Genomic DNA, 14,771 nt, shown 5'->3' on the forward strand with positions numbered 1-14,771 from the left:
TTCAACTTTAATTCTAGAAGGAAATTTTTTATTAACAATGTATTATCCAAAAACAAAATAAATTCTTAATAAAAAAGCAGCTCATTTCTGAGCTACCCTTACGTAATTTTATTTGTGGTATGTACGATGGTTGATAATCATAAATGAACGATAAATTTGTTCAGTCAAAACTAAACGCATCAATTGATGAGGCAAAGTGAATTTACCAAAACAAACACTATAATCAGCACGTTTTGTGACTTCAGGACTAACTCCAAGCGATCCACCGATTACAAAAGTAATATCACTTGTTCCATATGTGGATAAGTCGTCAATTTTCTTAGCCATTTCCTCTGAAGTTAATTCCTTACCACGCAAATCAAGTAAGATCACATATTCCTTATCCTTAATTTTACTTAATATTCGTTCGCCTTCAATTTGCTTAACCTTTTCATCTTGAGCTTCACTAAGATTTTCTGGCGCTTTTTCGTCAGGACACTCTACTATTTGAAACTTGCAGAAAGCTCCCAAACGCTTGGCATATTCAGCAATCCCTGCTTTGAAATACTTTTCTTTTAACTTACCAACGGTAACCATTTTTATATTCATAATTAATAAATCTCCTCAATTAAATATCATACGAAACTATCAGTTAATTGCCAAATGATTTCTAAAATCCGAATTATCATGACAATTTATTTTTGCACCGAAAAATAAAAGTTTGTCTAAGCTTGTGTAACAACATTCCTTACTGATATAAAGCCTTTTTAGTCAATAGATATTTTGTATAGTTAAAAGTTATTAACAGCTGTGGGTAAAATTGTGGATAACTTTTCTACAACGTTATATCAAATTTTTATCGACTTTTGCACATGTTATTCACACTTGTGGATAACTCCTGTTGATTAGTCTTTCTTATTTCCGAAGAAAAATTAATATATCTAAAAAAATGTTCAAAAAAAGACGTGAAACTGGCATTTGTCCGTTTTCACGTCTTTTTTCATTAATCTGATGTTTTCTTTGTTAAGTGTACTTTAGCTGTATTCAACTTACCATTACGGTAATATTGAATGTTTACAGTATCGCCAATTGAATGCGAGTACAAGGCTGTATGTAAGTCTGCAACAGACTTCACGTCTTTATCGCCTAACTTCACGATCACATCGTATTTCTTCATACCAGCGGCCTTAGCTACAGAACCACTTGTTGTACTATAGACAACCACACCCTTAGTTACACTACTTGGTAACTTCAAGCTTGATTGTGAATCATCTGTAATTTGATCTAGGTCAAGTACTTTGATACCCAATGAAGGTCTTTCAACTTTACCGTTTTCAACCAATTGATTGATGATCTTAACTACTTCATTACTTGGAATAGCGAAGCCCATACCTTCAACTGATGAACCATCAGTACTTGAAGCTAATTTCATTGAGTTGATACCAACAATTTGTCCTGCGGCATTAACTAATGGACCACCTGAATTACCAGGGTTAATCGCAGCATCGGTTTGAAGAACAGTGGCTTCACCCGTAGCTTGTCCGGTATTTTGATCTTGAGTTGTCACCGTTCTATTTGTAGCAGAAATGATACCTTGAGTAACTGTTGTAGCGTATTCACTACCTAATGGTGAACCAATAGCAATTACTGGGTCCCCAGGTGTTACGTTATCTGAGTTACCAAATGAAGCTGTAGCAGGTACTTTACTACCAGGAATCTCCAATACAGCTAAGTCAGTTGTGGAATCAGTACCGACCAATTTAGCGGCGACCTTAGTACCATCTTCAAGAATGATTTCCAAAGAGTCTGATCCAGAAACAACGTGGTTATTAGTTACGATATAACCTTTACCATTTTGTTTAGCATAGATTACACCTGATCCCTCACTGTATTCTTGTAACTTACTATTATTAGAAGAACTTGAACTAGAATCTGATGAGTTGGAATCTGATGAATTACTATCACTTGATTGTGAATTATCAGAAGAGTTACTATCACTGCTTCCACTATCACCAAACAAGTCTCCAAAAATGGATGAAATATCACCATTGCTAGATTGTTCTTTTTGTTTTTGAAGATTAATTACGGAAACAACCGCCCCATTAACTTTCTTATAAGCACCCGACATTGAACTAGAAGTGTTCACCTTGGTATTACTTACTTGAGTCGTACCAGCAGTATTTCCAACTGTAGCGGAGTTTGAGGAGTTATTACTACCACCGAAGTAAGTGAACCCTGCGAAGGCAATAACAACACCTAAAGCGGCAGAAATAAAAGCTACAATTCCTGTCTTAAGTAAAGAATTGTTGCTAGATTCCTTGCCATTAGAACTACGCTTCTTTTCTTCTACTCTTGATTCAGATTTGTCCTTTTTTTCATCGTTATTCATGTAATTATTCACTCCCCATATTTTTTATCTATAATATAACTTTCAATTATGAAAAAATTATGAACTACATATGATTTATTTATAAAATTCTACAAGGCAATCAAAGGATCAGCCACAGCCGGGTCGGTATCGTTGATTTTAAAGTCATGTCCAACTGCAAAATCATGATCTTCCAAAACCTGAGTAACTTCCGTACGTGCAACTTGCTTAGTGTTATTTTCATGACTCAAATGACCCAAATAAATCTGTTTAGTATTATTACCGATAACGTCCATCAATGTATGAGCACCATCTTCATTCGAAAGATGACCCTTTTCGCTAAGGATTCTTTGTTTCAATGGCCATGGATAAAAGCCTTCGCGTAGCATTTCTACATCATGGTTGCATTCCAACAAATAACCATCAGCATTCTCAATTGTCTTTTGAACACGTTCAGAAACATAACCAGTATCAGTTAAAATAACAAATTCCTTGCCATTATGATAAAACTTATAAAATTGTGGATCAGCTGCATCATGTGAAACGGCGAAACTTTCAATATCTAAGTCATCTAAAGACATAATCTTGTTGTGTTCAAAGACATTGATTTCATCTTCAGGTACTTTACCAATCTTAGGCAACATTGCTTGCCACGTCTTTTGATTGGCATAAACATTCAAATTATATCTTCTAGCTAAAACACCAACACCTTTAATATGATCAGTATGTTCATGGGTTACGAACAATGAATCAACGGTATTGATATCTTTACCGATACTCTCCATTGCCTCTTTAATCTTTTTACCTGAAAGACCCGCATCAACTAAAACATGATGTTTCGGAGTCTCAATATATGTAGCGTTACCTGAGCTGCTGCTAGCAAGCACACTAATTTTTAAACTATCATCATTGGGCATTGTAACTGTTATCTCCATTTGTTGAATTCTTTATAATATTGCCCGTAAAGGCATTAACCTTCTTAATAGAACTTACTTTACTATCTTTATTTCTAATCGTTACAAACCAAACCGGAATGTAAATAGTGCTATTTTTGGCTACCAATAACTTCGTATAAGCTAAGTTTGCGTAAGAAATCTTGGAGTTGTTTGGTATTTCGGAATTAGCATACAGATTAGTAATAACTTCTTTTTCACTCTTGATCGTCTGACTTTCATGCAAAATAATCATCGACTTAACATGAGTTTGAGTATAACTAACAACTCGACCACTTTCAATTGTAAAGGTCAGCTGACAAGTCTTATCATAAATTTCACCTAACTTGGAAGTTCCCACATAAACCATTTGCGAAGTTGTCGACAATTGTGGTGCATATTTATAATCGCTACCAAATAACACATTTGAATCTTTCTTAATGAATTTATCCATTATTTTTTGTCTGTCTTCCGTTGTAACGGCAATAGTACTATTTAAACTACTTGTAAGTTTACGACTAGTTTCATCATATTGAACTTCTTGATTACGTAATTTATTAACGTTTTGAGCCAAAGAATTATCCGGCTGTGAACCTAAATAATAAGCACTACCATTCTTGGTATCCAAAGTTCCAAAACTGATATTACGCTTTCTCATTTCCGTAACGGTTGAAGTATTAGTACTGGAACTGCTGACCAACTGTTGACTGTTTCGAAATGACAAGAATAAAAAGATATCTAATGAGAAAAAAACGATTAAGAAAATTGCTTCAATTCTTCTAAAATCCATCTATTCATCCTCCGCAACTTCATTTGCCCAATCGCTATATGGTTTCCAGTGATTTTCAATCTTAATATAATAAGTTGGCTTCAAATCGACAACTTTTTCATTATCGGCTTCACTTTCCCATTGATATCCGACTTCAATATTTTGGACATCATTAGGTGAATAACCTGCTTTCTCAAGGCCTTTGAAAATATCACTTGTTGATTTCAATTTAGTTGAGGCCTGATCTGAAGGAACTGGGACTTCTAGTACTTTATTTAGAAAATGTTCTGTACTCCCTTTACGACTAAATTTAATTCGAATTGAACCAAATTCACTCTTTTTGAAAATTGGAAAGCCTTCAACATATTCTCTGAAAACAAGATTCTTGTCTTTCCAATTGGCACTATACAAACGTAAGTTAGAAATAGAATTTTGAAGATTAACCACTTTTTGATAACCACGTTGCAAGAAAGCCAGTTGAGTCTTAGGAACTGAGGTATCTGTATAGTCCTCAAAACTCAATTCACCTGAATTGTGATCTGAAACTAGACGTTTTGATTCACCGTAATTATAGGTATAAACGCCATTATCTTCAGAAGTGACCAATCCATTGGTATTTGAATCGAATAATGCTGTTGTATACTCGCCGTCATCTTTACTGCTGATTACATATGAGTAAGATTTCAACTTGATAGGCTCTGTATAGAAAGTGAAAACACCATGTTTCATAATGTTTAAACGAATCTTCAGATTGATATTGGCTTTCTTAACTAATTTAGAAATTGGATCAGATGTCGCATTTCTGACTGGTGCCTTATAAACAGCGTAATTATTGTCATTGGCCAAGTAGATATTACTATCCTTCTTATCCTTCAAATTAATCAAAATTCGATTGAAAGAATATGACTTGTCATTGCGTAAACTATTGTTATTTAGCAAATAACCCAAAATGCTTGTTGAAATTGAAGTTGGATAAACTAACTGAATAACATCTTTTGATTGGATAATCTTTTGATAGTAAGCTCCATCCTTTTTAGAAACCAATTTAGGACTATCAATTTTCCAATCCTGCATAATCTTTTGAATACTTAAAGCAATATTATCGTTACTGTTATAAATTAACTTTTGATCTTCATCATCATGCCAAATTACCGATGTGGCACTAATGACTTGATTAATTGGTACTTCATTTTTATTCGATTGTGTCGACGTAACGTCAATGTTGCGTCCTCGTTGATAACGAGCCGTATTAGTCCATATAAAGAATGAGAGTACGATACTCGTTATAACGGCAATGACTAATAAGATCTGAATGATCAAGCGACTAAACTTCATCCCATTCTCCTCCTGTCTCGTTAGGGTCAAATGGTAGGGAAATGTAGAATGTTGATCCCTTACCTTCGGCACTATTTACCCAAATTCTACCTTTGTGTTGTTCAACGATTTCTTTGGAGATAGAAAGTCCGAGTCCAGTACCACCTTGTTTTCTAGAACGTGCTTTATCAACACGATAGAAACGCTCGAAGACCTTCTTGATATCCTTTCTAGGAATACCCAATCCTTCATCAGAAATACTAATAATAATATGCTTATTAGTTTCCAACAAACGGCATGTAATAACACCACCATCTGGTGAATACTTGATGGCATTATTCATAATATTATCAATTACTTGTGTCATCTTATCGGTATCAATTTCTACCCACAAATCTTTACTAGTAAAAATACGTTTGATTCGATAATTCTTGGCAATCTTAGAACCATTTTCCTTAGCATCAGCCTTCTCTTTTTTCAACATCATATCAAAGCGATCCAGAATATATGAGAAAAATTCGTTAAAGTTAACTAGTTCTTTATCCAATTTCGAACGGCCTTGATCCATTCGTGACAAGCTCAACAGATCTTTGATCATTCGGATCATACGATCAGTTTCTTCGGCAGTAACACCCAAGAACTGTGGTGCCAATTTTTGATCTTTCCAAGCACCATTATTCAAAGCATCAATGTAACTACTAATACTTGTTAATGGAGTTCTCAACTCATGAGAAACATTGGAAACAAATTGACGACGTTCACTATCGATCTTTTGTTGTTCAGTAACATCATGTAGGACACAAACCATACCACTAATGAAACCACTGTTTCTTTGGATCAATGAAAAATCAGCATTCAAGATCAATGAATTATCGCCATTGGCATCATCATAATCCTCGTTCGAGTCATTGGTTTCAATTACCATCGGATCAGGATTCTCCAACAAATCGTCAAAACTCGTCCGATCTTTAATCCCCAAAATATCGACTAACGGTTGACCAATGGCTTCGTCCTCATCTTTATCCAAGAACTCTTGTGCCATCTCATTAATGACCGTTATGTTACCGAGACGATTTGTCGCAATAACACCATCGGACATTTGCGTCAAAACGCTATCCAACCTTCGTCGTTCAGATTCCGAGTTCTCAGTCGCTTCTTCGACTTTAACCGACAGATCATTAACAGCCATAGCCAATTGTCCTAACTCATCAGGTGAATAAACACGGACCTGACCAGAATAGTCTCCTTCAGCCATACGAACGGCCTGCTGCTTCATTTCATCGATTGGTCTAGTAATTGCTCGAGAAATGAAAATAGCAATCACAGCACCTAAAAGCCCAGCCACTAGAGAAGCTGTTAAGAAAATCAAAATAATGTTATTAATGCCGGTATAAACTGATTCCATGCTGGCACGAACATAAATTGCTCCCACAACTGTACTATTATCTGGAGATGTCACTGGCACTATTGACTCGTAAGAACTACCGTTATCTCTTTCGTAATAAATTTGTGTAATCCTCTTATCCGTCCGAATACTCTGCTTGATATTATCCTTCAAAGTTTGTGTACCGATAATACTATTACTTTCGGAATCCTTGGCCCCTACAATAATTCCGCTTCGATCAATAACCTGTACGTCAGTAATATCAGTACTAACTCGCGAATAATCTTGAATTGCATTGCTGATATTATCACGCGTATGATCATCATTATCAGTCAAATTCTCTGAAATCTGATTCAATGTATACGCTGGAATAGAAACAGAAGTTTCAAAGTTTGCCACGTTCTGATCTTCCAATTGACGTACAAAATAGGCCCCAATGATTTCAATTGTGACTATAAGAATCAAGATAAAAGATAATCCGATTTTAAAATTAATTGAATGTAAAAAAGCAAATCTATTTTTCACAATACTTCCACCTAAACAATACAGACTTAGCTACATTATACAGCTATCCAGATAACAAAAAAACTGACTGACATTTTTATATGCCAATCAGTTTTTTATTTTATTTTTATTTTCAATGATGAAATTATTCGATTTCTTTTGATGGTTGTATTGTTGGTTTCGTTTATTTGCAGCTGCTGTTTTTCATTCTACGATTTATTTGCTTATGCTACTGCAAATGGGCTCCGTGAGGGCAATCCATTGCGGTTTGCTACAGTATCGGAATCGCACGCATAAAACGCCGTGCAATTTCGATACTTAGGCAAATCCTCGTGGGCTGAGCGCCCTTACTGCGCCCTCTCTATTCTCCATCAGGATCTCTCAAATAATATCCAACTCCACGTCTGGTCATTAACCATTCTGGTTGACTAGGATTATTCTCAATTTTCTCACGTAGACGTCTTACGGTAACATCAACTGTTCTAACGTCACCAAAATAATCGTATCCCCAAACAGTTTGAAGTAAGTGTTCACGCTTCATTACTTGTCCTATATGTTGAGCTAAATAGTGTAATAGCTCAAATTCACGGTGTGTTAATTCAATTTCTTTTCCATTTTTAGTTACTGTATATGCATCGGGAAGGATGGTTAGATCACCGATTTTAATTTCACTAGTCTTCTTATCATCACTCTGCATATGACTTTGTGATCTAAGACGTGCTTTAACACGAGCAACTAATTCTCTATTTGAGAATGGTTTTGTAACGTAATCATCAGCCCCGAGTTCTAGGCCAATGACTTTATCAATCTCAGTATCCTTAGCTGTTAACATAATGATTGGAGTATCTTTAGTTTTTCTGATAGTTCTAGCTACTTCAAGACCATCAATAACTGGGAGCATTAGATCTAGTAGAATCAAATCTGGATTATCTTCATCCACCTTATCTAAAGCCTCTTGTCCATCAAAAGCAGTTATGACTTCGTAGCCTTCATTTTCCAAATTATATTTAACAATATCGGAAATTGGTTTTTCATCATCTACTACTAGAATTTTTTTAGCCATTTTATATCTCCTTGACACGGTTATTATACTAGTTATTTACCATTAAAACAAAATCTCCATAAAGCTACCTTAAATTTTTTGAACTTTTTTTAAAAAAGTACTTGCCATAAATTTGGAGCCTATGGTAAGATATATCTCGTTGGTTGAGAGGGAAACAACTTATCAATCAATTGAAATTCATGGGTGGTTAGCTCAGCTGGCAGAGCAACGGACTCTTAATCCGTGGGTCTGGGGTTCGATCCCCCAACCACCCATAGCAATTATCGCTTAACCGATTATGATGAAAATCATGATCGGTTTTTTAGTGTCTTCTTTTTTCAAACAAAAACTGTTAGTAATGGAACTAGCAGTTATTTATATTAACACTTTCTTCAAAGACGTAGCAAGATAACAAATTAATGACAGTAGCTAACTTCATGATAATGTGAAGTAATAATTTATAAAATAGCTTCACTCTTCAATTGGTAATTAGAATCTTAAAATTTAATCAAAAAAATAATCGTCTAAACTTTTGAAGTTTTACGATTATTTAACTAAATTCAACATTAGCTATCATCTTAGATAATTTCACTGAATAGAAATCCCTTTTTCCTTCAAATTATCAACACACTTTTTTAAATATGCATCATTATGTTCAGGATATATGGGACATGTATCAGGTATTTCTTCCAATTTATTATATGGCTCACAATGTATTCCTCTATAATTCGGATCAAACCAATTATCATTAGGTCTATATCCACGACTAATCATCTCATTCATGACCAATAGGTGAAATTGATATAGCTTATAAGGAGAATACTTAAAAACATAGTCCACCGTAGAATGCTTTTTACCCCAGCCGTTACCCCTAAGGGCTGCAATTTCTCTATGTTGGCCTAGTAATTGTTGTCTAGGTAACTTTGAAATTAACTCTTCATGCCATAATCTCATGTTATTATTTTTCCAATTCCCTTATTATTCTTGATTGCATAAGATACTTTATTTGATACTTATAAGTCAGATCTCTTAGGAAAAGCCCCAATTGGTCGTCTTCTGGTTCTAAAGATGCAATCAATTTAACATATTCTTTTCTTTCAGAATCAGTACATATTTTTTTAAAGTAACCCCAAATATGTTGATAAACATTGGTTAATGTTTTCTTTGTAGGTTCAACATTTTCTAAAGATTTTATAATTCTTTCAAGCTCTGTTTCCTTAGCTTTAGACCATTCATTGTTTTTAGCCATCAATCGAATTTGATCATACGCCTTTTGGGATTTTGACATTACCCAATATTTGTTATATGCCCACTCTTCTTGCCAATTAATAATTATCAACACCTTTGTATAATGGTTTATTATTCTATAAATTCAAATCATATATACATTATGCTTTGAGTACAAGAAATTGAATTTTTAAATATAATTTAACGACTCTTTGTAAGAAAGCCAACTAAAAGAGACAGTCTTTGCTAAAATTAAATTGCTATTAAAATCTCAATTGTGGAGCGAGAAATGAATTTAATCGAATTCGAAAATGTTGCTAAACAGATCAAGAATCAAAGGATCTTCAATAATATTTCTTTAAAAATTAATCCAAAAGAAAAAATTGGTTTAAAGATGTCTCACATTGAATCAGCTACCTTCTTTGATTTATTGGAACAAAATACTCTGCCCAGCTCTGGCTCAATTATCAATCACACCCATAATATCTCAATTAAGCGTTATAACGATGGTATTTATCAAAAAATGACCGTTAAAAGTTACCTTCAATTCTTTAATCATATAGCCAATCAACACGTCGACATAAAGAGGCTGGCACCTCAGTTTTCTTTAGGAGATAATTTGACGATGAAAACCACCGCTCTCACTACTGATCAAATTGAAAGGTTGCATCTTTTTCGGATTGCCCTTTCACAACCAGACTTAGTTTTTATTGAAAGTCCCCTAAGAGACTTATCAAACGAAGGAGTCAAATCTTATCTCAAAGCCTTAGAAGTCGTTCGTCAGAAATCAACTGTTATCGTTATTTCATCATATATGGAGGAACTCCTACAATTGAGTTCTACCATATATCAATGTATCGACCACCAATTCGAGAAGATTGATTTAGAACTAGATAAAGATTCCACTAAACCACAAAATGTCTTCCGTCTCTCCAGTCACCTTGATGATAAAACAATTTTTTTCAGTCCTAACGAAATCGACTTCATCGAAAGTATCAATGGTGTCAGCAATTTTTCCGTCAATTCTGAATATTTTCCTTCCCCTTTAACAATGGAAGAACTCGAAAAGAAACTTATTCACTTCGGCTTTTTCAGATGTCACCGTTCCTATCTCGTAAACTTGCAACGCATTTCAGAACTGATCAGTTATTCCAAAAATAGCTACACCTTGATTTTAAAAAATAGTAAAGAAACCCTTCCTTTATCTCGAGCCAAATTGGATCAACTCAAGGATCTACTTCAATAACGTGGGTACATTTCAGCCCATCTCTTCCACAACTCGCTAATTTTTGAAAACTTATTTGTTCTTTCCTTGTATTCTATGTTTGTAAAAACAAGGGAGGAAACAACATGGCAACCGCACCAATAATAGAAGTTAAACATCTCTATAAAAACTTCGGCGACCAAACAGCTTTAAAGAATCTTGATTTTTCAATCCAAAATGGTGAGATTTTTGGTTTCTTAGGTCCTTCTGGGGCCGGTAAAACAACAACTATCAAAATTCTCACAGGACAACTCGTCGCAAATTCCGGCACCGCCACCGTTTTAGGAAACAATAGCTACTACTTTAAAGAGGATATTTATGAACATATCGGTGTCGTAACGCACGACAGTGGTTTGTATGAAAGTCTCTCTGCTTATGATAATTTAAGGACCTTTGCTCGTATCTTTAACGTTGATAAAATGAGTATTGATTCTTTGTTAAAACGAGTCAATCTATATAATGATAGAAAGAAATTAGTCAAAAAATTCTCACAAGGTATGAAACAAAGACTAATTTTGGCACGAGCCATCCTCAATCGTCCTCAAATACTTTTTCTGGACGAACCGACAAACGGTATTGATCCCGGTACAACTCAAAAAATTCATCAATTGATCTTAGAATTAAAAAATTTTGGTACTACCGTTTTTCTGACTACACACAATATGAATGAGGCCGCCAAACTTTGCGATCGAGTGGCTCTTCTAAACAATGGAAAGATTGCTGAAATAGGATCTCCACAAGCTTTAAGTTTGAAGTACAACAAAAAAATTCAATACAAAATTCTTTTAAAAGGTAATACTGTACTGAAATTAACTGATTCCGACGAAACACGGCAGAAGATCAATTGGTGGATGGAAAACGGCGAACTACAGACTATTCATTCCTGCGAACCAACTTTAGAAGACATTTTTTTAGAAGTAACGGGGAGAAAACTAAAATGAATATATCAATACGAAAAATAAATGCAATTTTTATCTTGAGATTACAACTAATTTTGAAAAACTTTTCATTACTCATGGCACCGTTGATGGCAATCGGATACGTTATCGCTTTTAAAAACTTTTTCCCGTCCAATCTTCTCTCTCTTAGAGCCCTAACTTTAAATATGGGGATCATCCTAAATACAACAATGGGTGGAATCATGTTTGGGTCTTATCCAATTGCTGAAGAAAAAGAACATCACACCCTAAGAGTTTTAATGACTTCATCAGTCAATGCTACTGAATATTTTATCGGGAGTTTGCTGCCTTCACTTTTAATTCTTACCTTAGTAAGTATTATTCTCGTGCCTTTAAGTGGTACTTCTTGGCGACAAGTATCTATCATTAATTATTTAGTTATCACTATTGTCTGTACTATCATCAGTATCTTAGTAGGTTTCACAGTTGGAATTTTTTCTCACAATCAAACCAGTGCTGGTGTTTTAAGCCTATTACCTACCGTTATTTTCACTTTCATTCCTATGTTTAAGGGCTTTAACAAAACTATTTCCGCTATATCCGATTTTTTATACTCAGGAGTAATCGCCAAATTTATTAATCAGAGTTTACTCAAGCATAGATTTACCTGGAGTTCATCTGACGTTGGCGTTTTGATAGTCTGGTTAATTATTTTTTCTGTTGTCCTAATTTATGCTTACAGATACAAACGTTTCGACTAGTCTGGAGGAATTTATTATGTTAATAGATTTTAGTGAAATTTTAAAGACATTCGGTTTTTCCAATCAAGAAATATCCAATCGACTGGATATTTCTATCGCTAAAGTTGAATTAATTAAGAGCAAGCAGCTTTACCCTAATAAAGCTTTGGCTCAAAAAATTATTCGATTTTCTAAACAAAAGGTTAGTTTGACCCCACCAGTAGTAGCTGATGATTTTCAATTCGGTCAACCAATCAAATTAAAACGAGTGATCTTTTCTATTATCTTAATTATTTTTGTTAGTCTTCTATTCACCGGCTTTGGCCATCAACCTTTCTGGGTCTTTTTATTAGTACTATTAATAGGCCTATTCGTAACATTACCTAGTTGTTTTAACGATTATTGGTTAATCAATAGGAATGGTCTCAAAATAAATATATTCAGCTCTTCTGGCACTACTAAGCTTGCCCAGCTGCTCCACATAATTCCTATCACTCAACGAACAATTCCATACCAAGATATCGATCACATTAACATTATTTATCGAACAAGACCCCGTACCAGTCCCTTCGACATCAATCCAGATATTTTTCAATTAGTCTGTACTCTGAAAAATAATCAAGAGTTATCCATAGATCTCAATGTATCTTTTGAAGAAAACCTTCTAAATTTAGTTACAATATTCACTTATCAAGGCGTCGACGTGTATGATCAACAGAGAATTCTTCTCGCCTTAACTAAAAAGGAGAATCTCTTTCAAAAATTCAATCCAAAATTCTCCTAAAGTATAAACATGCTAGTTAACCTAATATAATCAGTAAAAAAATAAGAACGGCTTCTATTGAGGGATATTCAAACGCATAACGTATGCCTTGAACACTTAATGGAAGCTGTTCTTTTAATTTAAAAATTTCATTTGGATATAAGGAGTTAAAAATTCCAAAATACGGCAGTTTTACTCGCTAATATTAGAACCAAGGAACCAGTGGCCCACAGACTTTTTGCAGACGACGGCATATTTCTACTAAATTTGGGTAAGAACCGCTAACAGGTTAATATGAATACCTTTTTGTTTAGAACAATTATGAAGCATAAGTTTTAACTTTCGTTATTTTTTTCAATAAAGTAACTACTTTTTACTTTTTTGAAACTGATTTTCGATTTATTAACTAAGGGAGCTATTATTCCCAACAATTCATCATTATCTTTCAATCTGAATGCTTCTATCATTTCATTAGACGAGATAACCGGATGTTTTTTGATAAAATCATAGATATTTTGCACGGTTGGCTTAGTTCTTTTCCCTCTAATTTCTTTCTTCGTTAATTTATTTATAACTTGAATGAAATCTTCATATTTAGCCAACGAAGTTATCAATGCAGCTTGATCCTTATATTGTAATAAATAAGTTGGCAAGGTATTGATATTTAAAATTTTAAATATTTCAAAATCTTTATCTAATGCTTCTTGGCTTTTTTTACTCTCATATGCCTTCAAAAATTGGTCTTTTGGTAAACCCGTTTTAACGGCCACTTTCACTAACTCATCTGTATGAGTTGTAGGATTAGTTTCAACCACGGTAGAGTAACGAAGGTTATAAAGAAATTGCTCACTCTTAGTTTTATCTAGTAGTTCAACAGCCTTATAGGCTCGATTCAATGGTAAAGAAGACGTATGCTCCTCATCAAAAAGTCTGAAGTTATTCATAATTATAGGAAGATGTGCAATCCTTTCCTCCTGTAAATAAATCTCTGCCAATTTAGCTTTGTACTTGTTCAACGCTACTTTTTTCCCATACAGCTTTAAATCATTATAGTCGACGAGATCGTATACATTCTTCACTAATCCGGCCATTTTGGTGTTAAAAACTATTTTATCTCCAAAATGTGTCTCTAATTTTCTAAAAGTTGGCATACTCTCATATGACAATCCCATCATAGGATCAGTAAAAGTTGTAATAAATAATTTATCATTCATAGTCTACCCCTCTTTCGGCTGTTCAAAAGCCCATCCATTTACTCCCCATATTGGAATATCTTTATAATCAATAAAAATATTTTCCGGTTCGATCCCCAAAACTTTATTGAATAATATTGTGATTGCTTGCGATAATTCAGCATAGCCAGCATGGCTAGGATTACCAAAAATTGATACATCTATATATGCCATTGGCACTGATTTCTCACCCCTAATGTAAAGATGACTTTTTTCTTCAAAATCTAACATTAATGCTTGTTCACTTTTTCCAGGAACATATTCAATTGCTTTTCCCAAACCTTTTTTCAAACTATTTTCTTGGGCATCAGTTATTTTTGTATTGGTTTTTGTAATAATAAAAGGCATTTTTCT

Annotated in this window: 15 protein-coding genes and 1 tRNA gene; 5 read left to right on the plus strand and 11 right to left on the minus strand. The window is 34.2% G+C overall.

Annotation, left to right across the window (positions count from 1 at the left end; translation table 11 throughout):
* Positions 1-108: 108 nt before the first annotated feature.
* The 7 genes from rlmH to yycF all read right to left on the minus strand — a co-directional run bounded on the left by rlmH (position 109) and on the right by yycF (position 8,313).
* Entirely contained in the window at positions 109-588 is a 480-nt protein-coding gene (gene rlmH, locus FC97_RS00120) for a 23S rRNA (pseudouridine(1915)-N(3))-methyltransferase RlmH (RefSeq protein ID WP_025085807.1), read from the minus strand.
* A 394-nt stretch (positions 589-982) separates the two neighbouring features.
* Positions 983-2,368, minus strand: coding sequence for a S1C family serine protease (locus FC97_RS00125; protein ID WP_082397506.1), 1,386 nt, complete (start codon positions 2,366-2,368; stop codon positions 983-985).
* An 89-nt stretch (positions 2,369-2,457) separates the two neighbouring features.
* Positions 2,458-3,282, minus strand: coding sequence for an MBL fold metallo-hydrolase (locus FC97_RS00130; protein WP_227005313.1), 825 nt, complete (start codon positions 3,280-3,282; stop codon positions 2,458-2,460).
* Entirely contained in the window at positions 3,254-4,069 is an 816-nt protein-coding gene (locus tag FC97_RS00135) for a two-component system regulatory protein YycI (protein ID WP_054642602.1), read from the minus strand. The genes FC97_RS00130 and FC97_RS00135 overlap by 29 nt, the downstream gene beginning before the upstream one ends.
* Positions 4,070-5,383: a YycH family regulatory protein gene (locus tag FC97_RS00140; RefSeq protein WP_054642761.1), complete on the minus strand. Its 1,314-nt coding sequence runs from the start codon at positions 5,381-5,383 to the stop codon at positions 4,070-4,072.
* Positions 5,373-7,271, minus strand: coding sequence for a cell wall metabolism sensor histidine kinase WalK (gene walK, locus FC97_RS00145; RefSeq protein WP_056955973.1), 1,899 nt, complete (start codon positions 7,269-7,271; stop codon positions 5,373-5,375). Before walK ends, FC97_RS00140 begins: the two co-directional genes overlap by 11 nt.
* A gap of 340 nt (positions 7,272-7,611) precedes the next feature.
* The gene (gene yycF / locus FC97_RS00150) at positions 7,612-8,313 is read right to left on the minus strand and encodes a response regulator YycF (protein WP_054642603.1); all 702 of its coding nucleotides are present in this window, start codon (positions 8,311-8,313) and stop codon (positions 7,612-7,614) included.
* 181 nt (positions 8,314-8,494) lie between these two features.
* On the opposite strand from yycF, the gene FC97_RS00155 reads away from it, so the two are divergent.
* Positions 8,495-8,567: transfer RNA gene (locus FC97_RS00155), tRNA-Lys, on the plus strand.
* Positions 8,568-8,880: 313 nt separating this feature from the next.
* Here the strand turns inward: FC97_RS00155 and FC97_RS00160 are convergent.
* On the minus strand, positions 8,881-9,246 hold the full coding sequence (locus FC97_RS00160; protein WP_054642604.1) for a TIGR02328 family protein: 366 nt from the start codon (positions 9,244-9,246) through the stop codon (positions 8,881-8,883).
* Between the two features lie 4 nt (positions 9,247-9,250).
* Positions 9,251-9,622, minus strand: a complete 372-nt coding sequence (locus FC97_RS00165) for a YbgA family protein (protein ID WP_025086119.1) — start codon at positions 9,620-9,622, stop codon at positions 9,251-9,253.
* A gap of 186 nt (positions 9,623-9,808) precedes the next feature.
* Between FC97_RS00165 and FC97_RS00170 the strand changes: the two genes are divergently transcribed.
* From FC97_RS00170 to FC97_RS00185, 4 genes are all read left to right on the plus strand, one after another.
* Complete coding sequence (locus FC97_RS00170; RefSeq protein ID WP_054642605.1) at positions 9,809-10,765, plus strand: LytTR family transcriptional regulator DNA-binding domain-containing protein; 957 nt, start codon at positions 9,809-9,811, stop codon at positions 10,763-10,765.
* Between the two features lie 104 nt (positions 10,766-10,869).
* The gene (locus FC97_RS00175) at positions 10,870-11,724 is read left to right on the plus strand and encodes an ABC transporter ATP-binding protein (RefSeq protein WP_054642606.1); all 855 of its coding nucleotides are present in this window, start codon (positions 10,870-10,872) and stop codon (positions 11,722-11,724) included.
* Positions 11,721-12,443 carry a hypothetical protein gene (locus FC97_RS00180; protein WP_056967593.1) on the plus strand — a complete coding sequence of 241 codons (723 nt, stop codon included), beginning with the start codon at positions 11,721-11,723 and terminating at the stop codon, positions 12,441-12,443. Before FC97_RS00175 ends, FC97_RS00180 begins: the two co-directional genes overlap by 4 nt.
* A 16-nt stretch (positions 12,444-12,459) precedes the next feature.
* A complete protein-coding gene (locus FC97_RS00185; RefSeq protein WP_056967595.1) occupies positions 12,460-13,206 on the plus strand; it encodes a hypothetical protein in 747 nt (248 codons plus the stop codon).
* A gap of 314 nt (positions 13,207-13,520) precedes the next feature.
* Here FC97_RS00185 and FC97_RS00190 read toward each other — a convergent pair whose 3' ends face one another.
* A complete protein-coding gene (locus FC97_RS00190; protein WP_056967597.1) occupies positions 13,521-14,399 on the minus strand; it encodes a DsbA family protein in 879 nt (292 codons plus the stop codon).
* Positions 14,400-14,402: 3 nt separating this feature from the next.
* Positions 14,403-14,765, minus strand: coding sequence for a tautomerase family protein (locus tag FC97_RS00195; RefSeq protein ID WP_054642611.1), 363 nt, complete (start codon positions 14,763-14,765; stop codon positions 14,403-14,405).
* Positions 14,766-14,771: the final 6 nt, after the last annotated feature.

Origin of the sequence: Companilactobacillus kimchii DSM 13961 = JCM 10707, from assembly GCF_001435445.1 — a bacterium.
Taxonomy (GTDB): domain Bacteria; phylum Bacillota; class Bacilli; order Lactobacillales; family Lactobacillaceae; genus Companilactobacillus; species Companilactobacillus kimchii.

Coding starts and splice junctions, on each gene's coding strand:
- rlmH (WP_025085807.1), bottom strand. CDS start 588: ATGAATATAAAAATGGTTACCGTTGGTAAGTTAAAAGAAAAGTATTTC.
- FC97_RS00125 (WP_082397506.1), bottom strand. CDS start 2,368: ATGAATAACGATGAAAAAAAGGACAAATCTGAATCAAGAGTAGAAGAA.
- FC97_RS00130 (WP_227005313.1), bottom strand. CDS start 3,282: ATGGAGATAACAGTTACAATGCCCAATGATGATAGTTTAAAAATTAGT.
- FC97_RS00135 (WP_054642602.1), bottom strand. CDS start 4,069: ATGGATTTTAGAAGAATTGAAGCAATTTTCTTAATCGTTTTTTTCTCA.
- FC97_RS00140 (WP_054642761.1), bottom strand. CDS start 5,383: ATGAAGTTTAGTCGCTTGATCATTCAGATCTTATTAGTCATTGCCGTT.
- yycF (WP_054642603.1), bottom strand. CDS start 8,313: ATGGCTAAAAAAATTCTAGTAGTAGATGATGAAAAACCAATTTCCGAT.
- FC97_RS00160 (WP_054642604.1), bottom strand. CDS start 9,246: ATGAGATTATGGCATGAAGAGTTAATTTCAAAGTTACCTAGACAACAA.
- FC97_RS00170 (WP_054642605.1), top strand. CDS start 9,809: ATGAATTTAATCGAATTCGAAAATGTTGCTAAACAGATCAAGAATCAA.
- FC97_RS00175 (WP_054642606.1), top strand. CDS start 10,870: ATGGCAACCGCACCAATAATAGAAGTTAAACATCTCTATAAAAACTTC.
- FC97_RS00180 (WP_056967593.1), top strand. CDS start 11,721: ATGAATATATCAATACGAAAAATAAATGCAATTTTTATCTTGAGATTA.
- FC97_RS00185 (WP_056967595.1), top strand. CDS start 12,460: ATGTTAATAGATTTTAGTGAAATTTTAAAGACATTCGGTTTTTCCAAT.
- FC97_RS00190 (WP_056967597.1), bottom strand. CDS start 14,399: ATGAATGATAAATTATTTATTACAACTTTTACTGATCCTATGATGGGA.
- FC97_RS00195 (WP_054642611.1), bottom strand. CDS start 14,765: ATGCCTTTTATTATTACAAAAACCAATACAAAAATAACTGATGCCCAA.